The organism is Actinoplanes regularis, from assembly GCF_900188005.1.
Taxonomy (GTDB): Bacteria; Actinomycetota; Actinomycetes; order Mycobacteriales; family Micromonosporaceae; genus Actinoplanes; species Actinoplanes regularis.
On sequence record NZ_FZNR01000001.1, the window covers coordinates 1,078,311 to 1,102,334 of the forward strand.

The 24,024-nt window shown below is 69.9% G+C and carries 24 protein-coding genes; 5 read left to right on the forward strand and 19 right to left on the reverse strand.

What is annotated here, in order from left to right; all coding sequences use genetic code 11:
- Positions 1–408: 408 nt before the first annotated feature.
- Positions 409–1,530, reverse strand: a complete 1,122-nt coding sequence (locus tag CHC09_RS04685) for an adenosine deaminase (protein WP_089291861.1) — start codon at positions 1,528–1,530, stop codon at positions 409–411.
- Positions 1,531–1,556: 26 nt separating this feature from the next.
- Between CHC09_RS04685 and CHC09_RS04690 the strand changes: the two genes are divergently transcribed.
- Positions 1,557–2,357, forward strand: a complete 801-nt coding sequence (locus tag CHC09_RS04690; protein ID WP_089291650.1) for a putative RNA methyltransferase — start codon at positions 1,557–1,559, stop codon at positions 2,355–2,357.
- 122 nt (positions 2,358–2,479) lie between these two features.
- Here the strand turns inward: CHC09_RS04690 and CHC09_RS04695 are convergent, their stop codons facing one another.
- The 12 genes from CHC09_RS04695 to trpS form a co-directional block, all read right to left on the reverse strand.
- A complete protein-coding gene (locus CHC09_RS04695) occupies positions 2,480–3,160 on the reverse strand; it encodes a DUF4272 domain-containing protein (RefSeq protein ID WP_089291651.1) in 681 nt (226 codons plus the stop codon).
- 6 nt (positions 3,161–3,166) lie between these two features.
- On the reverse strand, positions 3,167–4,444 hold the full coding sequence (locus tag CHC09_RS04700; RefSeq protein ID WP_089291652.1) for a thymidine phosphorylase: 1,278 nt from the start codon (positions 4,442–4,444) through the stop codon (positions 3,167–3,169).
- On the reverse strand, positions 4,441–5,154 hold the full coding sequence (locus CHC09_RS04705) for a cytidine deaminase (RefSeq protein ID WP_089291653.1): 714 nt from the start codon (positions 5,152–5,154) through the stop codon (positions 4,441–4,443). The genes CHC09_RS04700 and CHC09_RS04705 overlap by 4 nt, the downstream gene beginning before the upstream one ends.
- Positions 5,155–5,266: 112 nt before the next feature.
- Positions 5,267–6,535 (reverse strand): ABC transporter permease, encoded by a 1,269-nt coding sequence (locus CHC09_RS04710; protein WP_089291654.1) that lies wholly within the window; start codon positions 6,533–6,535, stop codon positions 5,267–5,269.
- A 4-nt stretch (positions 6,536–6,539) separates the two neighbouring features.
- On the reverse strand, positions 6,540–7,790 hold the full coding sequence (locus CHC09_RS04715) for an ABC transporter permease (RefSeq protein ID WP_089291655.1): 1,251 nt from the start codon (positions 7,788–7,790) through the stop codon (positions 6,540–6,542).
- Positions 7,787–9,274, reverse strand: coding sequence for an ABC transporter ATP-binding protein (locus CHC09_RS04720; RefSeq protein WP_307833917.1), 1,488 nt, complete (start codon positions 9,272–9,274; stop codon positions 7,787–7,789). Before CHC09_RS04720 ends, CHC09_RS04715 begins: the two co-directional genes overlap by 4 nt.
- 157 nt (positions 9,275–9,431) lie before the next feature.
- Complete coding sequence (locus CHC09_RS04725) at positions 9,432–10,526, reverse strand: BMP family lipoprotein (protein WP_089291656.1); 1,095 nt, start codon at positions 10,524–10,526, stop codon at positions 9,432–9,434.
- 271 nt (positions 10,527–10,797) lie between these two features.
- The gene (locus CHC09_RS04730) at positions 10,798–11,031 is read right to left on the reverse strand and encodes an SCO4848 family membrane protein (protein WP_179276939.1); all 234 of its coding nucleotides are present in this window, start codon (positions 11,029–11,031) and stop codon (positions 10,798–10,800) included.
- A gap of 22 nt (positions 11,032–11,053) precedes the next feature.
- Positions 11,054–11,428, reverse strand: a complete 375-nt coding sequence (locus CHC09_RS04735; RefSeq protein WP_089291657.1) for a hypothetical protein — start codon at positions 11,426–11,428, stop codon at positions 11,054–11,056.
- An 8-nt stretch (positions 11,429–11,436) separates the two neighbouring features.
- Positions 11,437–12,357: a YihY/virulence factor BrkB family protein gene (locus CHC09_RS04740; RefSeq protein ID WP_089291658.1), complete on the reverse strand. Its 921-nt coding sequence runs from the start codon at positions 12,355–12,357 to the stop codon at positions 11,437–11,439.
- A 22-nt stretch (positions 12,358–12,379) separates the two neighbouring features.
- Positions 12,380–12,910, reverse strand: a complete 531-nt coding sequence (locus CHC09_RS04745; protein ID WP_239137972.1) for a 2'-5' RNA ligase family protein — start codon at positions 12,908–12,910, stop codon at positions 12,380–12,382.
- A 5-nt stretch (positions 12,911–12,915) separates the two neighbouring features.
- Entirely contained in the window at positions 12,916–13,941 is a 1,026-nt protein-coding gene (trpS, locus tag CHC09_RS04750; RefSeq protein WP_089291864.1) for a tryptophan--tRNA ligase, read from the reverse strand.
- 135 nt (positions 13,942–14,076) lie between these two features.
- On the opposite strand from trpS, the gene galE reads away from it, so the two are divergent.
- The 4 genes from galE (at position 14,077) to CHC09_RS04770 (ending at position 17,494) form a co-directional block, all read left to right on the forward strand.
- On the forward strand, positions 14,077–15,051 hold the full coding sequence (gene galE, locus CHC09_RS04755) for a UDP-glucose 4-epimerase GalE (protein ID WP_089291659.1): 975 nt from the start codon (positions 14,077–14,079) through the stop codon (positions 15,049–15,051).
- Between the two features lie 150 nt (positions 15,052–15,201).
- A complete protein-coding gene (galK, locus tag CHC09_RS04760) occupies positions 15,202–16,353 on the forward strand; it encodes a galactokinase (protein WP_089291660.1) in 1,152 nt (383 codons plus the stop codon).
- A 27-nt stretch (positions 16,354–16,380) separates the two neighbouring features.
- Positions 16,381–16,566, forward strand: coding sequence for a hypothetical protein (locus CHC09_RS04765; protein ID WP_089291661.1), 186 nt, complete (start codon positions 16,381–16,383; stop codon positions 16,564–16,566).
- Positions 16,567–16,684: 118 nt separating this feature from the next.
- On the forward strand, positions 16,685–17,494 hold the full coding sequence (locus tag CHC09_RS04770; RefSeq protein WP_089291662.1) for an ATP-binding protein: 810 nt from the start codon (positions 16,685–16,687) through the stop codon (positions 17,492–17,494).
- Between the two features lie 7 nt (positions 17,495–17,501).
- On the opposite strand, the gene cysN is transcribed toward CHC09_RS04770, so the two are convergent.
- From cysN to CHC09_RS04800, 6 genes are all read right to left on the reverse strand, one after another.
- A complete protein-coding gene (gene cysN / locus CHC09_RS04775) occupies positions 17,502–18,800 on the reverse strand; it encodes a sulfate adenylyltransferase subunit CysN (RefSeq protein WP_089291663.1) in 1,299 nt (432 codons plus the stop codon).
- On the reverse strand, positions 18,800–19,711 hold the full coding sequence (gene cysD / locus CHC09_RS04780; protein ID WP_089291664.1) for a sulfate adenylyltransferase subunit CysD: 912 nt from the start codon (positions 19,709–19,711) through the stop codon (positions 18,800–18,802). The genes cysN and cysD overlap by 1 nt, the downstream gene beginning before the upstream one ends.
- 77 nt (positions 19,712–19,788) lie before the next feature.
- Positions 19,789–20,661, reverse strand: coding sequence for a 3'(2'),5'-bisphosphate nucleotidase CysQ (locus tag CHC09_RS04785; protein ID WP_239137961.1), 873 nt, complete (start codon positions 20,659–20,661; stop codon positions 19,789–19,791).
- A gap of 76 nt (positions 20,662–20,737) precedes the next feature.
- Positions 20,738–22,534 (reverse strand): sugar transferase, encoded by a 1,797-nt coding sequence (locus CHC09_RS04790; protein ID WP_089291666.1) that lies wholly within the window; start codon positions 22,532–22,534, stop codon positions 20,738–20,740.
- 138 nt (positions 22,535–22,672) lie between these two features.
- Positions 22,673–23,278, reverse strand: coding sequence for an aminoacyl-tRNA hydrolase (gene pth, locus CHC09_RS04795; protein WP_089291667.1), 606 nt, complete (start codon positions 23,276–23,278; stop codon positions 22,673–22,675).
- Between the two features lie 98 nt (positions 23,279–23,376).
- Positions 23,377–23,982 (reverse strand): 50S ribosomal protein L25/general stress protein Ctc, encoded by a 606-nt coding sequence (locus CHC09_RS04800; RefSeq protein ID WP_089291668.1) that lies wholly within the window; start codon positions 23,980–23,982, stop codon positions 23,377–23,379.
- Between the last annotated feature and the right edge of the window lie 42 nt (positions 23,983–24,024).

Below are 24,024 nucleotides of genomic sequence, written 5' to 3' on the forward strand. Positions count from 1 at the left end.
GGCTCCGCGCACGACCGACTCGCCGGGTCGGGCCCCCGAGATTCCATCACGACGAGTGTCAAAGAGAAAGAGCAGGCGGACACGGACCGGTTGTGTGACGCGATGTTGCAACGTCCCAGTTGGACATCGCCGGTCTGAAATCACTACCTGTTGAGGTGCATGTATCTCAAGGTCACTCATGCAGTCGGCACGGCGTTGGGGGGTGGGGCGCAGGCCGACGGTCAGATCGTAGTCGATCGCGACAGGACTGACGATGGCTCGGTCTCGCGCGATCGGCAAGGCAAGATGCCGCATTATGCCAAGTTTGTAGGCGGCAGTGTAGCCGAACGGTGGAGGCCGCGATCCGGACAGGTAATTTCGCCTGACGTACGTTCGCTCCTTTCCCGGAAAAGGGCGACAAGCCGGACTTCAGGCCAGCAACTTGGCGTACGCCGGCTTGATCACTTCGTTGATCAACGCCAATCGCTCGTCATACGGGATGAACGCCGACTTCATCGCGTTGATGGTCAACCATTGCAGTTCCGCCCAGCCCCAGCCGAACGCCTCAGCGAGCAGGCTCATCTCCCTGCTCATCGATGTCCCGCTCATCAACCGGTTGTCGGTGTTGACGGTGACCCGGAAGCGAAGATCGTGCAGCAGTTTGATCGGATGCCCGGCGATCGAGTCGGCCGCGCCGGTCTGCACGTTCGACGACGGGCAGAGCTCCAGCGGGATCCGCTTGTCCCGGACGTACGCCGCGAGCCGCCCCAGCACCGGCGGGGCCGCCTCGGTGCCGCCGGTCGCGGTGACCGAGCTCGGACCGGTCGGCACCGCGGTGATGTCGTCGATCAGCCGGACGCCGTGCCCCAGCCGGTCGGCGCCGCACCACTGGATGGCCTCCCAGATCGACGGCAGGCCGAACGCCTCGCCGGCGTGGATGGTGAAGTGGAAGTTCTCCCGCTGCAGGTACTCGAACGCGTCGAGGTGCCGGGTGGGCGGGAAGCCGGCCTCGGCACCGGCGATGTCGAAGCCGACCACGCCGGCGTCCCGGAACCGCACGGCCAGCTCGGCGATCTCCTGCGAGCGGGCGGCGTGCCGCATCGCGGTCACCAGGGTGCCGATCCGGATCGGGGTGCCCTGAGCGGCCGCCTCCGCGCAACCCTCGCGGAAACCGGCGTGCACGGCCTCGACCACCTGGTTCAGCGTGAGACCACGCTCCAGGTGCTGCTCGGGGGCGTAACGGACCTCGGCGTAGACCACCCCGTCGGCGGCCAGGTCGAGCGCGCACTCCCGGGCGACCCGGTGCAGGCCCTCCTCGGTCTGCATCACCGCGACGGTGTGCGCGAACGTCTCCAGGTACCGTTCCAGCGAGCCGGAGTCCGCGGCGGCGACGAACCAGTCGCCCAGCCGGGCCGGGTCGGTCTCGGGCAGCTCATGGCCGGCCGCGGCGGCCAGCTCCACGATCGTGGCCGGCCGTAAACCACCGTCCAGGTGATCGTGCAGCAGAACCTTGGGAACCTTGACGATGTCCGAATGTGCGATGCCAGCCATCATGGAAGCGTAGAGGGAAGACTCGAATGATCGATGGCGCATTGCCGTTCCTGTGGTGCCCGGTGTGTCATGAGCCACTCAGAAGGTGTGAGCGGGCGCTGCGATGCCCGGTCGGGCACAGCTTCGACATGGCGAAGCAGGGGTACGCCGACCTCAGCGCCGGGCGCCTGCCGCACACCGGTGACAGCGCCGAGATGATCACCGACCGCGCCGCGTTCCTCGCCGCCGGCCACTACGACTTCATCGCCGCCGCCCTCGCGGAGCACCCCACCGACGGGCTGGTACTGGACGCCGGCACCGGGACCGGGGACTACCTGGCGCGCTTCCTGGACGCCTCCCCGGCTGCGACCGGGCTCGGTCTGGACGTCTCCAAGCCGGCCCTGCGCCGGGCCGCCCGGGCCCACCCGCGCGCCGCGGCGGTGCTGACCGACCTGTGGCGGCCGCTGCCGGTCGCGGACGACTCGGCAACGGTGATCCTGAACGTCTTCGCTCCGCGCAACGGCGCCGAGTTCCAGCGCGTGCTGCGCCGGGACGGCCGCCTGCTGGTGGTCACCCCGGCCGCCGACCACCTGGCCGAGATGGTCACCGCCCACGGCCTGATCCAGGTCGACCCGGACAAGGCGGCGCGGGTCAGCGGCGCCCTGGACGAGCACTTCGAGCCGGTAAGTACGACCGTTCACCGGCACGAGATGCGGTTGACCGGGACCGAGGTCCGCACGCTGATCGGGATGACCCCCAGCGCCCGTCACGTCCCGGTGGAGGACCTGCCCACCACCGAGCTCACCGTGACCGCCGCGGTGCGCCTCGCGGTCTACCGGCCGCGCTGACCACCGGGCGCCGCGCGGACCTCGCGCGAGCCGGCCACGGGGCGAGGCCGAGAGGCCCACGGACGGGACTCCGCCGGTCGTACCGCCGAAAGGGTCGACCGCGAGCACCGCGGACCGCGCCCTCAGACGGAGAGATCGACCTCTTCCCATTCCGGGGGTGTGTCGTGGTAGGGACCGTGGAAGATGACCGCCCACTCCAGCGCCCAGCGCCGCTGCCCGATCGCGTTGCTGTCCACCTCGCCCGGCAGCGGCTGCCCGGCCTGCTCCGCCTCCTGGTACGCCCAGTCGAGGCAGTAGTAGAGATCGAGCAGCACCGCCGCCTCAGCGGCGTCGCGGACCGCGACCAGCGACCGGGACCGCCAGCGGCCGAACGTCTCGCCCGCCGGCAGGTCCGGCATCTGGGTCATCAGGTGATCGTCGGGCGGCACGGTCGGGTCCAGGTGCCGCCCCAGGCCCAGCAGCCAGGCCAGCGCGAACACCGCGTCGTGGTGCAGCACGAACGACCGGTGGTCGCCCTTGGCCCCGATCACGAACTGCCACTCCGGCGGGGTGACCAACTCCACCAGGTGCGAGGCGAGCAGCCAGCTCATCGCCGCCTCGGTGGGCATCCCGAAACAGCGCGCGACGACCACGTGCAGCACCGCGGCACGCGCCTCCAGCTCGGCGACCGGCCGTAGCTCGATCGTGTCGCCGAGCTCCCACACCAGCGGGAAGGAGGGCGGCGGCAGCGGCAGGCCCAGCCGATTCAACTCGTCCAGGCTGGCCTCGCGAACCGCGCGTGGATCGGGAGCGGCCTTCGTCATGGTGCGTCAGGCTATGCGGTCCAGCAGGAGACCGGCAGAGGCGGGGGCATCGGTGCCGATCATGATCGCGGCGGCGGCGTCCTCGCGGGCCGCCGGGATTCGCTGTTCCTCGTCGGTACGCAGTTCGAGCAGCACGTCACCGGCCTGCACCCGGTCCCCGGGCTTCACCCTGAGCTGCACGCCGGCACCGAAGCTGACCGGGTCCTCCTTGCGGGCCCGGCCGGCGCCGAGACGCCAGGCGGCGACCCCGATCCCGTACGCGTCCATCGCGGTGACCACGCCGTCCTGCTCGGCCCGCAGCACCTCGGTGTGCGCCGCGACCGGCAACGCGGCGTCCGGGTCGCCGCCCTGCGCCCGGATCATCGCCTTCCAGGTGTCCATCGCGGCACCCGAGGCCAGCACCTTCTCCGGGTCGGCGTCCACCCCGGCCGCGGCCAGCATCTCCCGGGCCAGCGCCAGGGTCAGCTCGACCACGTCGGACGGGCCACCGCCGGCCAGCACCTCGACCGACTCGGCGACCTCGTTGGCGTTGCCGACGGCCAGGCCGAGCGGTGTGCTCATGTCGGTGAGCAGGGCGACCGTGGTGACCCCGCTGTCCTTGCCGAGTTGGACCATGGTGCGGGCCAGCTCGCGCGCCTGCGCCAGGTCCTTCATGAACGCGCCGGAGCCGACCTTGACGTCCAGCACCAGTGCGCCGGTGCCCTCGGCGATCTTCTTGCTCATGATCGAGCTGGCGATCAGCGGGATCGCCTCGACGGTGCCGGTGACGTCGCGCAGCGCGTACAGCTTGCGGTCGGCCGGAGCCAGGCCGTCGCCGGCCGCGCAGATCACCGCGCCGATCTCGTCCAGCTGCGCGATGAACTCGTCGTTGCTGAGCCGGGCTCGCCAGCCGGGGATCGACTCCAGCTTGTCCAGGGTGCCGCCGGTGTGGCCGAGCCCGCGGCCGGAGAGCTGCGGCACGGCCACGCCGCACGCGGCGACCAGCGGGGTGAGCGGCAGCGTGATCTTGTCGCCGACGCCGCCGGTGGAGTGCTTGTCGGCGGTCGGCCGGGACACCGCGGAGAGGTCCAGCCGCTCACCGCTGGCGATCATCGCGGCGGTCCAGCGGGCGATCTCGGCCGACGTCATGCCGCGCAGCAGGATCGCCATGGCCAGCGCGGACATCTGCTCGTCGGCGACGACACCCTTGGTGTACGCGTCGAGGACCCAGTCGATCTGCGCGTCGGAAAGGGTCTTCCCGTCCCGCTTCGCCCGAATAACGTCAACTGCCGTGATCCCGCTCATGCCGTCTCCTCCCAGCGCTGCGGAATGCCGTCCGGCAGCTCACCCTCGCCGGCCCAGGACAGACCGCCCTCGGCATCCACCACCACGACCCGCGGAGAACGGACCAGACCCCACGCCACCGCCGCGGCGGCGGTCGGGAAGTTCGGTGCCTCCTCCAGGATGCCCTTGTCCTCGCCGGTCCCCGGGGCGCCCGACGAGCGCTCCCAGTACCCGGTCCAGATCGTCGCGCCGCCGGACAGGTCCGGGTGCACGAAGACGGTGCCGCGCCCGCGCCACCGTGCCAGGTCCGCCGGGACCTCCGGGCCGCCGGCCGGGCCGGTGACCTTCTCCATGTCCACCCAGCCGAAGGCGTGCGGCAGCAGTTCGTCCATGCGCAGCGGCCGGGGCACCGCCTCGACCAGCAGGTCCGGGCCGCCGTGCTCCCAGAGCAGCTGACGGCAGCGGCCGCACGGCATCAGCGGCGCACCGGTCGCGTCCACGCAGGAGATGGCCACCAGCTTGCCGCCGCCGGTCGCGTGCAGCGAGCTCACCATCCCGCACTCGGCGCAGAGCGTTATGCCGAGGGACGCGTTCTCCACGTTGCAGCCGATCACCATCCGGCCGTCGTCGACCAGGCCGGCCACGCCGACCGGAAAGTCGGAGGCGGGCACGTAGGCATGCCGCATCACCTCGATGGCGGCCGTTCGCAGCGCCACCCAGTCGATCTCCATGATTTCGATTCTGCCCCACTGTTCGGTCTGCCAACGACGGATGCCCGGGCGGCTCCGTCTCGCGGATCATCCGAAGACGGAGCCTTCACCCCGGGCATCGATCAGCAGAATCTCAATTCTTGACGTACGGAAGGCCGTCCGCGGCCGGCGCACGCACCCGGCCGACCAGACCGGCCACCGCGATGATCGTGGCCAGGTACGGCAGCATGCTCAGGAACTGGTTCGGCACCGGGCTGCCGATCGCGCTCAGGTAGAACGACAGCTTCTGCGCGAAGCCGAAGAACAGCGCCGCCCCGAACGCCCCGATCGGCGTGTACCGGCCGAAGATCAGCGCCGCGAGGGCGATGAAGCCGGCACCGGCCGTCATGTTCTTGGTGAAGCTGCCGGTCGCCACGAGCGTGAAGTACGCCCCGCCGAGACCCGCCACCACGCCACCGAGCAGCACGTTCAGGTACCGCAGGCCACGCACCCGGATGCCGACCGTGTCAGCCGCCGTCGGGTGTTCGCCGACCGCCCGGGTACGCAGCCCCCAGCGGGTCCGGTTGAGCGCGAAGTGGATCACCACGACCAGGATGAGCGCGACCCACAGCAGCAGGGTGGCGTCGAAGAACACCGGGCCGAGCACCGGGATGTCGGCCAGGCCGGGGATCCGCCAGCTGGGCATCTGCGGCGGGGTGTTGTACCCGGCCGCGTCGGGCTGCATCAGCCGCTCGTAGAGGAAGCCGGTGATGCCGAGCGCGAACAGGTTCAGCACGATGCCGACGACGGTCTGGTCGACCAGGTAGCGGATCGAGAGCACGGCGAGGATCGCCGCGATGATCACACCGCCGACCGCGGCACTGATCAGGCCGGCCCAGACGCTGCCGGCCATGGTGCCGACCAGGGCACCGGCGAACGCGCCCATCAGGAACTGTCCCTCGATCGCCACGTTCACCACGCCGGACCGCTCCCCGAGGACACCGGCCAGGGCGCCCAGGATCAGCGGCAGGGCCAGGTCCATCGTGCCGCCGAGGGTGTCCTCCAGCGCCATGAACTGACCGGCCACCTGCCAGCAGAGGAACGACAGCACGAAGGTCACGATGCCGGCCGCGAGCAGCGCGTTGGACCAGCGCTTGGCCACCCCGGCGATGAGCGCACCGCCGGCCACCAGGGTCAGGACGCCGAACAGCACGGCGCCGAACTGGCCGTTGATCGAGAGCGCGGCGCCGGCCGCGTCCTCGGTGAGCGTGAATCGGGCGTCCTTGCTCGGCGCGAGCGAGCCGAACAGCACCGCGCCGACGACGCCGAGCAGGATCAGGGCCAGGCCGAGACGGCGCTGCCGGGTCCAGAACGGCTCCGGCGCGGTCACCTCGGCCAGCTCCTCCACAGTCGTGGTCGACATGTCCTCAGCCCTTCGCCGGAGAGACGCCGAACCCGGCGGAACGGGCGGCACGAAGTCGGAAGATCGCCTTCACCAGGGCGGGGGCGGCGATGAAGATGACGATCAGGGCCTGCAGCACGTTGACCAGCTCCAGAGAGATGCCGGAGTACGACTGCATCCGGTTGCCACCGGCGCGCAGCGCGCCGAACAGCAGCGCGGCCATCAGGGTGCCCCACGGACGGTTGCGGCCGAGCAGCGCGACGAGCAGGCCGTCGAAGCCGATGTTGCCGGCCACGGACGGGGTCAGCGCATACGCCGTACCCAGCACCTGGGTCGCGCCACCGAGCCCGGCCAGGCCACCGGCCACCGCCATCAGCACCGTGTACGTCCTGGCCACGCTGATTCCGGCGGTCTGCGCGGCGTGCGGGTTCGCACCCACCGCCCGCAGCTCGAAGCCGAACGCCGACCGGTTCAGCAGCCAGGCCACCCCGGCGGTGACGATCACCGCGAGCACGATGCCCAGGTGCACCCGGAGCACGCCGCCGAACGAGGGCAGCTGGGCCGAGGAGGCCACCGCCTTGCTGATCGCGTCGGTCCGGCCCGGGGCCTGAACGCCGTTCTGGATGACCAGCCAGGCCAGGAAGAGCCCGGCGGTGTAGTTCAGCATGATCGTGGTGATCACCTCGTGCGCGCCGGTACGCGCCTTGAGCAGGCCCGGCAGGAAGCCCCAGAGGACACCGCCCAGCACGCCGGCGACCAGCGCGACCACCAGGTTGAGCACGATCGGCAGGCCGAAGGTGAAGCCGGCCAGCCCGGCCGCGATACAGCCGAGCACCGCCTGGCCCTGCGCGCCGATGTTGAACAGGCCGCCGCGGAAGGCCAGCGAGACGGAGAGGCCGGTGAAGACCAGCGGGGCGGCGTAGGTGAGCGTCTCGGAGATCGGCGCCAGCGCGTCCTGCCACCGGCCGGTGCCGGAGAACCAGGCGCTGAACGCCTCCGGGTCGCCGAGCGCGCCCTTGAGCAGGTCGGAGTAGGCCGCGCTGATCAGGGCCCAGCTCGCCTCGAGCGCGTCACCCGGCCGGGCGGTGAAGTAGCTGAACTTCGCCAGCACCGCTGAGTCGGAGACCACGATCAGCACGGCGCCGATCACCACGGCCAGGAAGATCGAGAGAGCCGTGACCGTGACGCTGTTCGACGACCAGAGGTTGCGCAGGAAGACGTTGAGGAACGTCTCCTTCTCAACCGGTTTCTTCTCGGTGGTCGGCTCGGCGGTCACTTGGTCCCCTCTTCTTCGGCCGGGGCACCGGTGATGCCGGCCATCAACAGGCCGATCTCCTCGCGCGGGGTGTCCGGCGAGACGATGGCCAGGATCCGACCGCGGTACATCACCGCGATCCGGTCGGCGAGGCCGACCACCTCGTCGAGCTCACTGGAGACCACCAGCACCGCGGTGCCCTGGTCCCGCTCGCGGATGATCCGGCGGTGGATGAACTCGATCGAGCCGACGTCCACGCCGCGGGTCGGCTGGGACGCGATGAACAGGCGCAGCGGCCGGGACATCTCCCGGGCGATGACGACCTTCTGCTGGTTGCCGCCGGAAAGCGAACCGGCCGTGCTCTCCGGGGACTGGCAGCGGATGTCGAACTGTTCGACCCGGTGCTTGGCGTTCCCGTCGATCTTGGCGCGGTCCAGGCGGAACGCGTTGCCGAACGGCTCCCGGTCGTACAGGTCCAGGATCAGGTTCTCGGCGACGGTGAACTCCTTGACCACCCCGTCGTGGCTGCGGTCCTCGGGGACGTAGCCGACGCCGGCTCGCAGGATCCGCTTGGTGCTCTTCCCGGCCAGGTCCTCGCTGTCCAGCTCGACCTTGCCGGCGCGGACCTCCCGCAGCCCCATCACGGCCTCGACCAGCTCGGTCTGCCCGTTGCCCTGCACCCCGGCGATGCCGAGCACCTCGCCGGCGCGAACCTCCAGGTCGACGCCGTCGACCGCGCGGACGCCCCGGTCGTCGTCGACCACAAGGCCCGCGACCTGCAGCACGACGCTGCCCGGCTCCGCCGGGCTCTTGTCCACCTCGAGGCTGACCGCGCGGCCGACCATCAGGGCGGCCAACTCGTCCTCGCTGGTGTCCGGGGTGGCGGTACCGACCACCTGACCGCGCCGGATCACGGTGATCCGGTCGGCGATCTTCTTTACCTCTTTGAGCTTGTGGGTGATGAAGACGATCGACTTGCCCATCTCGGTGAGCGAGCGCATCACCGCGAGCAGTTCGTCGGTCTCCTGGGGGGTGAGGACCGCGGTCGGCTCGTCCAGGATCAGCAGGTCGACGTCGCGGGTCAGCGCCTTGACGATCTCCACCCGCTGCTGGGCACCGACCGGCAGGTCCTCGATCAGCGCGTCCGGGTCGACCGGCAGGCCGAAACGCTTCGAGGTCTCGAGCACGTCGCGGCGGGCGCGGCGGCGGTCCAGCCAGCCGAGCGGGCCGCCACGGGTCTCCTCGGCGCCGAGCGCGATGTTCTCCGCCACGGTGAAGACCGGGACCAGCATGAAGTGCTGGTGCACCATGCCGATGCCGGCCGCGATCGCGTCGCGGGGGCTGCGGAAGACCTTGGGCTCGTCGTTGACGACGATCTCACCCTCGTCCGGCTGCAGCAGACCGTACAGCTGGTTCATCAGCGTGGACTTGCCCGCGCCGTTCTCGCCCAGCAGGGCGTGCACCTCACCGGGTTCAACGGTGATGTCGATGTGATTGTTGGCCACCAGGTCGCCGAAGCGCTTGGTGATGCCGCGCAGTTCCAGTTTCAGCGGAATCTCCCCGACGTCGGTACTGGCCTGGTGGACGTTCCAATGCGAGCCGCCGCTCGGCCACGGACGGAAACCGTGGCCGCGCGGCGGCCGAGATGTTACTACTGGCAGGTCACTTCGGCGCGCTGGCCGACTCGACCTTGACCGTACCGGCGATGATGTCCTTCTTGAGCTGGTCGAGCTCGGTCTTGAGAGTCGCGTCGACCTTGCTGTCGAACTGGTTGAACGGGGCCAGGCTGACACCGTTGTTCTCCAGCGTGCCGACGTAGCCCGGGGTCGGCGACAGGGTCTCACCCTTGGCGCCCTTGACCACGGCCTCCTTGACGGCCTCCTCGACGTTCTTCACCACGGTGCTGAGGAAGACGTCGCAGTACTGCGCGGCGCTCTTGCAGCCGTCCTGGTCGACCCAGATGACCGAGACCTTGCCGGCCGAGTCCTTGGCGACCTGGGCGGTGCCCAGGCCGGTGCCGCCGGCGACCGGCAGGATCACGTCGGCGCCCTGCGAGACCAGGGTCTGGGTGATGGTCTTGCCCTTGTTCTGGTCGATGAAGCTGTCGGCGAAGGTGCCGTTCTGCTTCGCCTTGTCCCAGCCCAGGACCTGGACGGTCTTGCCCTTCTTCTGGTTGAAGTAGGCGACGCCGTCGGCGAAGCCGTCCATGAAGATGGTGACGGGGCCGATCTTCATACCACCGTAGGTGCCGACCTTGCCGGACTTCGAGTAGCCCGCGGCGAGGTAGCCGGCGAGGAACGCGGCCTGGTGGGTGGCGAACTGCATCGGGTAGACGTTGCTACCGGTGCTGGCGCTGTCCACGATGCCGAACTGGGAGCCGGTGCTCTCCTTCGCGACCTTCTCGGTCGCGCCGCCCATCAGGCCGCCGACCGCCAGGATGAAGTTGCACTTCTGGGTCACGAAGCTGCGCAGGCCCGGCTCGTAGTCGGCCTCGGAGGACGAGGAGACGTACTTCGGGTCGACGTTGGAGGCCTCGGTCTTCGCGGCCTGGAGGCCGGCCCAGGCGGCGGCGTTGAACGACTTGTCGTCGATGCCGCCGGTGTCGGTCACCATGCAGGCCTTGTAAGCGGCGGCGGCGCTGGCGCTGCCGTTCGCCGACGGGGTCTCCTCCGGAGCGTTACCGCAAGCGGCGGCCGCGAGCGTCAGCCCACCTGCCGCGAGAATCGCCACGATCCGCTTCCCACGTACTGGGCGCAAGACGCCCTCCTTCCACTGCTCACCGACACGCTCGGTAAGTCTCAGGTCGGGAGCGTAGCTCCGGTCCCCGCAGCCGTCAGGCGTTCGGCACGGACTGTTGGCGCACCGTTATCGCGCCGCAATCACCAGGGGTTTTGCCTGCCCGCTTTCGGCGGGATCACGGCTGAATTGTGCGGTGGGCACGAAACCAGAAGGTAATCTGTGCCGCCGGCAACCCCCGCCCGATAACGGTTCGCTCCGATTACGGCCACCATTTGGTCACGGCCGCCTCTCAGGGCTTGCCGGGTACGGCCCGCCACGCCCGTACGCCGAGAACCCCCACGGTCGTCCCGATGATCAGCGAGGCGCCGATCAGCAGCGCGTGCACCCAGAGGAACGAGGTCGGCGTCCCGCCGTCGAAGGAGCGCTCGTCGGCGTAGATCGCGAGGCCGAAGCGGGGCCAGATCACCCACGTCCACACCCCGACCGCCATCAGGAACGCTGCCCACCCTCGCGTGATCACCACGGGCGTCAGTATCGCAGCGGGCTCACCGGACCAGCCGGGCGGCTATCCGGCGCCAGCCGTCGTGCACCTCGGACGGCTCCGGCGTCGCCGGTGGCGGACCACTGCCCGCCGGCTCGGCGAGCAGCTCCGTGTCGTCCTCGGCCGCCGCCCGGACCGCCTCGATCTCCTTGCGGATCGCGTCCACCCCGTCCAGTGGGAACATCGGCTCGACCACCGCCATCAGGTCGTCGTCCGCGACCACCGCGCGGGCCAGGGCCACCGCGTGACCCCGCTCGTACGGCCCGCAGACCACCGGGTCCCAGTCCTCCCGATCGCCGAGCGAGCCGATCGTGATCACCCACGGGGCGTCGATAAGTGGCGAGCCGGGCGGCAGATGCAGCGTGACGAGAGTCCCCACGCAGGACATCATCGCGGGCGGTCGTCCCGAATCCAGAGGTTTTGCCCCACCGGAACGGTTTTATCGTCAGCCGACAGGTCCACCACCCGCCCGTGCGGGCTGGTCGCCGCCCAGGCCGCGGCGAACAGCAGCAGCTGGTGGAAGACGTAGAGGTAGACCAGGGCGCCGACGGCGGAGCCGACCAGGCCGTACGCCGGGTTGCGCTGGACCATCGCGACGAACGACTTGCCCACCGTGTTGAGCAGCATCAGTCCGATCCCGACCTGCAGCACCGGCGGCGCCATCCGCCGCGCGGGCATCCGCAGCCGGGGCACCGCGGCCAGCAGCGCCGCCGCCAGCAGCATGTTCACCGCCAGCGTGAGGATCAGACTGACCACCGACAGAGTGGTCTGGAAACCGCCGCCGGCCAGCCAGTCGAGCATCTTCTCCAGGCCGAAGACGGCCAGCTGGGTGAGCGTGAGCAGGATCAGCACACCGACGAGCACCAGCAGGTCCACCACCTGTCGGATGCCGAAGTAACCGGGCTGCTCGCGCAGCCCCCAGATGAGCCGCTGCGAGGAGCGGATCGCCTCGACCCAGCCGATGCCGGTGAAGGTCAGGCCGACGATGCCGACGATGCCGACCGTCTTCTTGCTGTCCAGGATGGCCTGCACGTCGAGGAACGGCAGGTTCTGCCGGAGGAAGTCGTGGACCAGGTCGAAGAGCTCGGTGTTGCTGGTGAGCAGGAAACCGAAGATCGAGTAACCGATCAGCAGCAGCGCGAACAACGCGAAGAAGCCGTAGTACGCGCTGGCCGCGGCCAACCGGCCACCCTGAACCCCGTCGTAGCGCAGCAGCGCCCGGCACAGATGATCGAAGTAGCGGGAGCGATAGCGCACCGCCATGATCCGGGCCGCGACCGCGTCATAGGCCCGGTCGATAGGGTTCACCGCGCGACCGTAGCCGACCGGGTCAGCCGCCGAGGGGAAAGTCGCGGCGTGGCCGCCATGGTCCCTCGCCACCGTGCGAGAAGAGGGTGAACGACGACACCGGGAACCGGGCGGAGAACCCGGCCAGATCGTCGAAGACCGCGTCGAGCGCGTCCGCCGGCACGTCCTGCGCCACCGTGACGTGCGGGTGGTACGGGAACCGGCTGTCCCGGCTGATCTCCGCCGACCGGGTGATCGCCTCGGCCATCAGCTCGCACTCGCTGATACCCATCGCCAGGCTCACGAACACCACGTCGGTGATGGGCCGGAACGTGCCGGTACCGCGCAGGTGGATGGTGAACGGCGGCTGCGCCGAGGCGACCGCCTCCAGGTGTTTCTCCACCACGGACAGCGCCTCGGTCGCCACCTCGGTCGGCCCGAGCAGCGTGACGTGCGCCGGCGTCCAAGCGGCCTGCGGGTCACCGGCCTCCGCACGACGGCGGGTCAGCATCTCGCCCCAGGGTTCCGGGATGTCGATCGCCACGCCGATGCGGGTCCGGGCAGGATCACCCACCGGTCTCAGGCTCCGCGGGCGGGGCTGATGAAACCCACGTTCTTGTACGTCTTGGCGAGGGTGACCGAGGCGACGGCACGCGCCTTCTCCGCACCGACCGCCAGGATCTTGTCGAGCTGGGCCTTGTCGTCCAGGTAGCCCTTGGTCCGCTCCTGGATCGGCCTGACGAACTCCATCAGCACCTCGGACAGGTCCTTCTTCAGGTCGCCGTAGCCGCGCCCGTCGTACTGCTCCAGCAGCTCGTCGATGGTGCGCATGGTGAGTGCCGCGTAGATGGTCAGCAGGTTGCTGATGCCCGGCTTGTTGACCTCGTCGTAGAGGATCTCCCGGCCGGTGTCGGTGACCGCCGACTTGATCTTCTTCGCCGAGCGGGCCGGGTCGTCCAGCAGCTCGATGATGCCGTTGGGCGAGGAGGCCGACTTGGACATCTTGATCGTCGGGTCCTGCAGATCGGTGATCTTCGCGGTGTCCTTGACGATGTACGCCGAGGGGATGGTGTAGGCCGGCCCGAAACGGCTGTTGAACCGCTGCGCCAGGTCGCGGGTGAGCTCCAGGTGCTGGCGCTGGTCCTCGCCGACCGGGACCTGGTCGGCCTGGTAGAGCAGGATGTCGGCGGCCTGCAGGATCGGGTAGGTGAACAGGCCGACGGTGGTGCTGTCCTGACCCGCCTTGGCCGACTTGTCCTTGAACTGGACCATCCGGCTGGCCTCGCCGAAACCGGTGATGCAGCTGAGCACCCAGCTGAGCTGGGCGTGCTCCGGCACGTGCGACTGAACGAAGAGGGTGCACCGCTCCGGGTCCAGTCCGAGCGCGAGCAACTGCGCGGCCGAAATCCGAGTACGGTTACGGAGCGCGATCGGGTCATGTCCCATGGTGATCGCGTGCAGATCCACCACACAGTAGAACGCGTCGTGGGTCTCCTGCATCGCCACCCAGTTGCGCACCGCGCCCAGATAGTTGCCGAGATGGAAGGAATCGGCGGTCGGCTGGATGCCGGAAAGCACTCGCGGGCGGCGGGCAGCGTCGGACATGAGGGCCATTGTGTCAGCCTCGGACCGGATCCCGCGAATCCCCTCACCGTCCGGGACGAATGTTCGAACCTGTTGACTTATGAGCGCTTCTGGAGGATTCTAAGATCGCTTTCACCGTCAGAAAGGGCCCGAGCCGTGAAATTGCTCGTCACCGGCGGCGCCGGTTACGTCGGCAGCGTGACCAGCCGCCTGCTGCTGGACGCCGGCCATGAGGTCGTGGTGCTCGACAACCTGCGGACCGGTTTCCGCGAGGCGGTCGCCCCGGACGCCACCTTCGTCGAGGCGGACATCGCCGACGCCGCCCAGGTGCTCACCCCGGACGCCGGCTTCGACGCGGTGCTGCACTTCGCCGGGCTGATCGCCGCCGGCGAGTCGATGGCCAAGCCCGAGCTGTACTGGCACGAGAACGTGGTGAAGTCCCTCGCCCTGCTGGACGCGATCCGCGCCGCCCGGGTGCCGCGGGTGATCTTCTCGTCCACCGCCGCGGTCTACGGCAACCCGGTCGAGCTGCCCATCAGCGAGTCGGCCGCCAAGGCGCCGACAAGCACGTACGGGTCGACCAAGCTCGCCTTCGACCTGGCGCTGACCTCCGAGACGTTCGCGCACAACCTGGCCGCGGTCTCGCTGCGCTACTTCAATGTGGCCGGTGCCTACATCAGTGAGGGCCACGAGATCGGTGAACGGCACGACCCGGAGACCCACCTGATCCCGATCACCCTGCAGGCGGCCGCCGGCAAGCGGGACAAGCTGCAGCTGTTCGGCGACGACTACCCGACGACGGACGGCACCTGCGTGCGCGACTACATCCACGTCGAGGACCTGGCCCGGGCCCACCTGCTGGCCCTGGGCGCCGCCACCCCCGGCGAGCACCGGATCTACAACCTGGGCAACGGGAACGGCTTCTCCAACCGGCAGGTCGTCGAGGCGGCCCGCGAGGTCACCGGCGCGGCCATCCCGGTGGAGATCGCGCCCCGGCGCGACGGCGACCCGGCCACCCTGGTCGCCTCCTCCGAACGGGCCCGCGCGGAACTGGGATGGGTGCCCCAGAAGAACACTCTGCAGGAGATGATCGGCGACGCCTGGACCTTCTACCGGAAGCATGTCGCATGAGCGAGCCTGCGAGCGAATCAATGGGCTCAGTTGTTGGCTCATGCCGACGCCGGAGCGAAGCGGAGGTGGCGGTATGAGCGAGCTTGCGAGCGAATCAATGAACTCAGTTGTTGGCTCATGCCGACGCCGGAGCGAAGCGGAGGTGGCGGCATGAGCATCTCCGGGAAAGCTTCGGCCGCGTTCACCGAGGCGTACGGCGACGAGCCGACCGGCCTGTGGGCCGCGCCCGGCCGGGTCAACCTGATCGGTGAGCACACCGACTACAACGACGGCTTCGTGCTGCCGTTCGCCCTCCCGCAGCGCACGGTCGCGGCGGTCGCCCCGTCCCCCGACGGCACCTGGTCGGTCTGCTCCACCCTCGCACCCGAACCGGTGACCTTCGGCGTCACCGAGCCCGGTGAGGTGACCGGCTGGGGCGCCTACGTCGCCGGGGTGGTCTGGGCGCTGCGCGACGCCGGCTTCGAGCCACCCGCGGTGCGCATCGCGCTCGCCTCCGACGTGCCGCTGGGCGCCGGCCTGTCGTCCTCGGCCGCGCTCGAGTCGGCCGTGCTCACCGCGCTGATCGACCTGGGTGGCCTGGACGTGCCGCTGGAGCGGCGGCCGGCGATCGCCCAGCGCGCCGAGAACCTGTATGTCGGCGCCCCCACCGGCATCCTCGACCAGTCCGCGTCGATCCGCTGCGAGGCCGGTCAGGCCCTGTTCCTGGACTGTCGGTCGTACGCGATCGAGCAGATCCCGTTCGACCTGGCCGCCGCGGGCCTGGCCATTCTGGTGATCAACAGCAACGCGCCGCACCAGCACGTCGACGGCGAGTACGGCGCCCGCCGCAAGAGTTGCGAGGAGTCGGCCGCGATCCTCGGCGTGCCGGCGCTGCGCGACATCGACGTCACCGGCCTCGCCGCGGCCCTGGAGCGACTCGGCGACGAGGTGCTGCGCAAACGCACCCGCCACATCGTCACCGAGAACCAGCGGGTGCTGGACACCGTGGCGCTGCTGCGCGCGGGCAGCGTCCGGGAGATCGGCCCGCTGCTGACCGCCTCGCACACGTCGATGCGCGACGACTTCGAGATCACCGTGGCGCAGGTGGACGTGGCGGTCGAGACGGCGCTGGCGGCCGGGGCGTACGGCGCCCGGATGACCGGCGGCGGCTTCGGCGGCTGCGTGCTCGCCCTGGTCGACGACGATCGAGCGGAGGCGACCGCGGACGCGGTGGCCTCCGCCTACGCCGAGCGCGGCTTCGACGCCCCGACCAGTTGGGTCGCCGTGGCCGGCCCGGGCGCCGCCCGGTTGAACAGGCTTTGATCGCCGTGCGGTGGGTATGGCCCAGGTATGACGACTGAGCCGAACCCGCCGCACGACGAGCCCGACGACTTCGGTTTCGCGGGTGACCCGCCGTTGGCCTCGCCCGCGCCACGGCTGGTCGAGGGCGAGGGCGAGCGGATCGCGGTCCCCTCCGACGATCTCACCGGCGCCATCACCGAGGCGATCGACGAACTGACCGACCACAAGCACTGAATCCTCGTCAGCCCTCGGTCCGGCGAGCCGATCGGGCGTCCCCGGCTACCCGTTCACCCGATCACCCGCAGGAGCGAGATCGGCGACCGGCGACCGGGGCCGCGGTTATCGTGGCGGCATGGGGGTCAGCCCGCCGAATCTTCACGATGACACCGGGCAGGGTGTCTCCGTTCGTTCCGATTTCACCGCCGACGCCGCCGTCTCGCTGCTCACGGTGCACGGCCCCTGGGACGACCAACTGCGCCGGGAGACGTCGGTCTCGCTGCGCCGGTGCTTCGCCGAGCATCCGGACGCGCTGATCGTCGACCTCAGCCGGCTGCTCGACCCGGGCAGCGAGAGCGCGCCCACCTGGACCAGCGCCCGGAGCGTCGCGGCCGCCCTGCGACCGCCGGTGCAGCTGGCCCTCTGCGTCCCGCCGGAGCTGCCGCTGGCCGGCCGGATGCAGGGCCTGGACGCCGGCCGGTTCCTGCCGGTCTACGCGAAGGTGCGGCAGGCCCGGGTGGCCGTGGCCGGTCGGATCCCGGATGGCGAGCGGCTGGTCACCACGTTGCGCCCGGACCCGGATGCGCCGAGCGCGGCCCGCAATCTGGTCAGCGACGCCTGCCTGGCCTGGGGCCTGGCGCGGCTGCTGCACCCCGCCCGGCTGGTGATGTCGGAGCTGGTGACGAACGCTGTCGAGCACGCCGGCACGGACCTCCGGGTGGTGGTCACCCGGCGTGGCACCGGGCTGTACCTGTCGGTCGCCGACGGCTCCCCGGTGCTGCCGCGCCTGCTGAGCCCGGCCCGGCCACAGCCCGGCAGGCCGCTGGACGAGCGCGGGCGGGGGCTGCAGACCGTGCACGCGACCGCCGAGCTGTGGGGCGCCGTCCCGGCCGCGGGAGGAAAGGTGGTCTGGGCGACGGTCCGGGAGCGCCGGACCGTCGCCTGACAGCCGCTCAGCTGGCTTCGATGATCATTCCGGCGGCGACCGTACGGTTGGTCGACTCGTCGATCAGGATGAAGCCGCCGGTAGTGCGGTTACGCCGGTACTCGTCGGCGAGCAGCGGCACCGTGGTGCGGAGCCGAACCCGGCCGATCTCGTTGAGCGCCAGGCCGTCCGCGGCGTCGTCGCGGTGCAGCGTGTTCACGTCGAGCCGGTACTGCAGGCCCCGTACCACGGTCCGGGCGGTCCTGGTCGTGTGCTTGATCGTGTACTTGGCGCCGACACGCAGCGGGGCGCTCTCGTCCATCCAGCAGACCATCGCCTCGACATCCTGCGCGACCGCCGGGGCGTTGTGCGGACGGCAGATCATGTCGCCGCGCGAGATGTCGATCTCGTCGTTGAGCCGGATCGTCACCGACATCGGCGGGAACGCCTGGTCGACCGGGCCGGTGGCGGTGTCGATCCCGGCGATCGTGCTGGTCAACCCGGACGGCAGGACCAGCACCTCGTCACCGGGCTTGAGCACCCCGGAGGCGACCTGGCCGGCGTAGCCACGGTAGTCGGTGACCGTGGTGGACTGCGGCCGGATCACGTACTGCACCGGGAACCGGACGTCGACCAGGTTGCGGTCGCTGGCGATGTGCACGTGCTCCAGGTGGTGCAGCAGCGACGGGCCCTCATACCACGGGCTGGCCTCGGAACGCGACGCGATGTTGTCGCCGTTGAGCGCCGAGATCGGGATGATCGTCAGGTCCGGCACGTCCAGCTTCGCGGCGAACGCGGTGAACTCGTCGGCGATCTGCTCGAAGACCTTCTGGTCCCAGTCGACCAGGTCCATCTTGTTGACACACAGAACCAGGTGCGGCACCCGCAGCAGGCTCGTCAGGAAGGCGTGCCGGCGGGACTGCTCGACCAGGCCCTTACGGGCGTCGACCAGGATCAGCGCCAGGTCGGCGGTGGAGGCACCGGTGACCATGTTCCGGGTGTACTGAATGTGCCCGGGGGTGTCGGCGATGATGAACTTGCGCCGCGGCGTGGCGAAGTACCGGTACGCCACGTCGATCGTGATGCCCTGCTCGCGCTCGGCCCGCAGACCGTCGGTGAGCAGCGCCAGGTTGGTGTACTCGTCACCGCGCGAGGCGCTGGCCGCCTCGACCGCCTCGAGCTGGTCCTCGAAGATCGTCTTGGTGTCGTACAGCAGGCGCCCGATGAGGGTCGACTTGCCGTCGTCCACACTGCCGGCGGTGGCGAACCGCAGCAGGTCCATGTTGCGCTCGAACGCGGCGCCCGGCTCCAGAACGGCCTGGCTCATCAGAAGTAACCCTCTCGCTTACGGTCTTCCATCGCGGCCTCGCTGACCTTGTCGTCACCGCGGGTCGCACCACGCTCGGTGATCCGGGTCGCGGCGACCTCGTCGATCACCTTCTCGACCGTGTCGGCCTCGGAGAGCACCGCCGCGGTCTGCGAGGCGTCGCCGACCGTGCGGTACCGCACGCGGCGCACCTGCGAGGACTCGCCGTCACGCAGCTGGATGAACTCGTTGACCGCGTAGAACATCCCACCGCGCTCGACGACCTCGCGGTCGTGCGCGTAGTAGATGCTCGGCAGCGGGATCTGCTCCTTGGCGATGTAGTGCCAGATGTCCAGCTCGGTCCAGTTGGAGAGCGGGAACACCCGGATCGACTCACCCGGGTGGTGCCGGCCGTTGTACAGCGCCCACAGCTCGGGCCGCTGGTTCTTCGGGTCCCACTGGCCGAACTCGTCGCGGAAGCTGAACATCCGCTCCTTGGCGCGGGCCTTCTCCTCGTCCCGGCGCGCACCGCCGAACAGCGCGTCGAAGCGGTACTTCTCCACCGCGGCCAGCAGCACCGGGGTCTGGATCCGGTTACGGGTACCGTCGGGCAGCTCGCGGACCAGGCCGGTGTCGATCGCCTCCTGCACGCTGGCGACGACCAGGTTCAACCCCAGCGCGGCGACCCGGCGATCCCGGTAGTCCAGCACCTCGGCGAAGTTGTGTCCGGTGTCGACGTGCATGACCGGGAACGGGATCCGCCCCGGAGCGAACGCCTTCTCCGCGAGGCGGAGCATGACGATGGAGTCCTTGCCGCCGGAGAAGAGCAGCACGGGGCGCTCGAACTCGGCCATGACCTCCCGCATCACGAAGATGCTCTCCGCTTCGAGAGCGTCGAGATGCGAGACGCGATAATCCTTCGTCTGGCTCATGGGTTCAGTCCCCAGACCTTTCGGGTGTCAGCCGAGCTGAGCTCATCATGCGATTTTCCACGGTTCTTGGCGGATCGTCATTGTGGCGGAAGTTGCCTGCTAATTGCAGCAAGCAACCGAGGAGCGAGATCTTTACGACAAACGACCAGGTCAGGAAGGTTCGGATCGGCCCGGTTGTAGCTCAGCGGAGTACCGTCGATGCGCGACGCGTGCAGTCCGGTGGCCAACGCCACAGCGACCGGCGCGGCCGAATCCCACTCGTACTGACCGCCGGCGTGAACGTAGGCGTCCGCCTCGCCGCTGATCACCGCGGCGATCTTCACCCCGGCCGAGCCCATCGGCACCAGCTCCGCGCCGAGGTCCTCGGCGAGCGCGGTGACGAACGCCGGCGGGCGGGTCCGGCTGGCGGCGATCCGGATCACCCCGCCGGTGGCCGACTCCAGCGGCATCGGCGGGTAGGCCGGCGGGTTGTCGGTGGCGATGGTCCGATGCTGGGCCGGGATCGCGACCGCACCGGCGGACAGACACGCCGGGTTGGCCGAGTCGGCCGTCCAGAGCGCCACGTGCACCGCCCAGTCGGCCCGGCCCTCCTCGGAGAACTCCCGCGTGCCGTCCAGCGGGTCGACGATCCAGACCCGGGAGGCGCTGAGCCGGTCCGGGCGGACCGTGCCCGGCTCGCTCTCGAGCCAGGCCACCCGGGCGTGCTCGTCCTCCTCGGACAGCACCGCGTCGGCCGGGCGCCAGCGGGCCAGCTCAGCGCGGAGCAGGTCGTGGGCGGCCTTGTCACCGGCCACCTTGAGGGCCTTGGCGTCCGCGAACCCCAGCTCGGCACGGACCCGCAGCAGCTCCTGGCCGGCGCGCTCGGCGAGCCAACGGGCGAACGCGGCGTCGATCACCGGTGGTGCGCCACCCTCGGCGCCGTCCCGCTGCCCGGCCACGCGTGCGGACATCTGTGTCTGCTCGCCCATCGTCTCGTTCCTCCGTCCAACCGCCTCACCGCCACCCGAAACCGGGCCGGAGGCGCGCTCAGTACGCTCCCGACGAGCGCACCACTGCAGTCATCGTCCTCAACAGGATCACCAGATCCAAACTGAGCGACCAGTTCTCGACATAGCGCAGGTCCAGCCGGACCGCTTCCTCCCAAGGGAGATCCGACCGTCCGGAGACCTGCCACAGGCCGGTCATCCCCGGTTTGACGGCCAGCCGACGCCGTACGTCGTCGGCATAGGCGGCGGCCTCCGTCGGCAGCGGTGGCCGGGGACCGACCAGCGACATCTGCCCGGAGAGCACGTTCAGCAGCTGCGGGAGCTCGTCCAGCGAGAACCGGCGCAACCACCGACCGACCGGGGTGACCCGCGGATCGTCGCGGATCTTGAAGAGCACACCGTCGTGCTCATTGAGATGCCTCAGCTCGTTCAACCGGGCCTCGGCGTCGACATACATGCTGCGGAACTTGAAAATTCGGAAAATCTGCCCGTCACGCCCCACACGTACCTGGCGGAAGAGTACCGGTCCGCGTGACGTGAGCCGTACGCAGAGTGCCACCCCCAGCAGTACCGGCGCGAAGAACGCCAGCAGCAGGAGCGCCCCCAGACGGTCGACCAACTCCTTCACCAGGCGCGATCCGCCGTGCAGACGGGGATGCTCGACGTGCAGCATGGGCAGCCCGTCGAACGGCCGGATCGTGGTCCGCGCACCGGCGACGTCCACCAGCGCGCTGGCCACCACCAGGTCCACCTCGTCGCGCTCCAGCCGCCAGGCCAGCCGGCGCACCGCGGCACCGTCCAGCTCGGGACAGCTCAGGACCACCACGGTGTCCGCGTCGGCCTGCGCCACCGCCGCGGCCACGTCCTCGAAAGTGCCGTAGACCGGCAGGTCCACCTCGAGGCCTCCGGCGCCCGGAGGCAGGCAGGCGCCCACCACCTCAAGGCCGTGATACCTCTCTCGGCGCAGCTGAAGGGTGATCCCGATGACCGACAACTCGTGCCCGACCACTATCACCCGGCGCAGGGCCTCGCCCCGGGCCCGGGCCAGATGCAGCCGCTTGCGCAGCACGAACCGCAGCACCAGCACCGAGCCGATCGCGGACGGCAGGGCGGCCAGGACATAGGCCCGGGCCAGATCCAGATCCAGGGCGTACGACACCAGCGCCACCCCGGCGATCAGCCCGACCCCGCCGCGGATCACCCGCTGGTACTCGTCCGCGCCGACGAACAGGTAGCGCCGCTCGTACGCCCGCGACATCGCCAGCACCGCCAGCAGAACCACCGGCAGCAGCGCCGAGACGACGAGATACGCCTGGTTGTACGCGGTCACCTGGTCGCCGAAGCGCAGACCGAAACCGGCCGCACCGCCACCGATCCCCGCCATCAGGTCGGCCAGCACCAGGGCTCGTACGTACCGGCCCTCCCAGCGTTGCCGCCGCGACATCGCCGCGTGCCGGCCACGCGTCCGGATGAACGGCCGGGTCGCCGGCCAGGCCGCGGCGGACCGGTTCTGCCGAGGCGACCAGTACCGCTCGACCGCGTGGTTACGAGCCGGATCGACCGGCCAGCGCACCGCGTGCGGCGGGCCGTTCTCCGCCCGCCGGGTCTCGGCCCCGGCCGGTGCCGGGCTCAGCGGCGCCACCGGACCGGGGATCCGGGCGTTCCGGCCCGAGCAGCGCACCGCCGGGCGCTGTGGGCCGAGGTTGCCGGGTGGATGGTTGGCAGGACCGGAGCCCACGGGTGGCTCGGTCGGCAGGCTCACCTCCGGCACGACCGGTAGACCCACCGCGGGATCGGTCAACGCGTCCGTTCGGTTCTCGGACACGTCCTGCGACATCCCACGACCCCCCCGTCACGTCGGCGGCGCACCGAAGGAGGGCGCCTGTGGTGACCAACGGACGGACGGCGGACCCGTCACGGCGTGACACTTCAGATGAATCGAAACTGTACAGTCAGTCGATTCCGGCCCGGACCATCAGATTCCGTGGTATTTGTTCTGCGCCCACTCGACACCCTCGAGCACGACCGCCTCCACCACGTCGGCCGCCCGGTCCACCAGGAAGTCCAGCTCCTTGCGCTCCGCCGACGCGAAATCGGAGAGCACGTAATCCGCCGGATCCTGCCGTCCCGGAGGCCGTCCGATGCCGAAGCGCACCCGCGCGTAGTCCTTGCTGGCCAACGACTTGGACATCGAGCGCAGGCCGTTGTGGCCACCCTCGCCGCCGCCGCGCTTCACCCGGACCTGGCCGAACGGAACATCCAGCTCATCATGCACCGCGATCACATGAGCCACTGGCACTTTGAAGAACTGGGCGAGCGACACCACCGGCGCCCCGGAGAGGTTCATGAACGTCATCGGCTTCACCAGCACGAGCTTCGGCCCACCACCGTGCTGGCCCGACCGCCCGGCCATCCGGCCCTCAGCCGCCTCCGCCTGCGCCCGCTTCGCCCGGCCCAGCTTCGCCCCCAGCCGGGACGCCAGCAGATCGGCCACCATGAAACCCACGTTGTGCCGGTTGCCGGCGTACTCCCGGCCCGGATTACCCAGGCCCACCACCAGCCACGGCGACTCGTCACTCACCCTGAAGCTCCCTGGATACACATCAGGGAAAGTGCCGTCCGGCACTTTCCCTGATGACTGGTCTACCGCGTTGCCTTGACGCGCGCGAGCGTCGGAATTTACTCCGCCGCGCCCTCAGCGGTCTCGCCCTCGCCGGCCTCGGGCTCGTTCGTGGTGCTCTGCGCCGCGGTGATGATCGCGAGCACGACCTCGGCGTCGACCGCGAGCTCGACGTTCTTCGGCAGCTTCACGTCACCGGCGGTCACGTGCGAGCCGGCCTCCAGGCCGTCGATCGAAATCTCGAGCTCGGCCGGCAGGTGCAGCGCGTCGGCGACCACCGCGACGGTGTTCGACTCGTGCACGATCAGGGTGTTCTTGGCGGCCTCACCCGTCAGGGTCACCGGGACGTCGACCTGAATCTTCTCGCCCTTCTTCACGATCAGAAGGTCGACGTGGTCGTAGGTGTCCCGGATCGGGTCACGCTGGATCGCCTTCGGCAGCGCCAGGGTGGCGGCCGAGTTGCCGGCGATGTCGATGGTGAAAATCTGGTTCAGGCCACCATGGCGGATGGCGGCCGCGAACTCACGGGCCGGCAGGGCGATGTGCTGCGGCGCCTCGCCGTGCCCGTACAGCACGGCGGGCACCAAGCCAGCCCGGCGCGTGCGGCGGGCACCACCCTTGCCGAACTCGGTACGGGGCTCGGCGCTGATCTTTACCTCGGACACGGGGAAACTCCTGAAACTCTTCGATGCGGGCTGCGTCTAAGT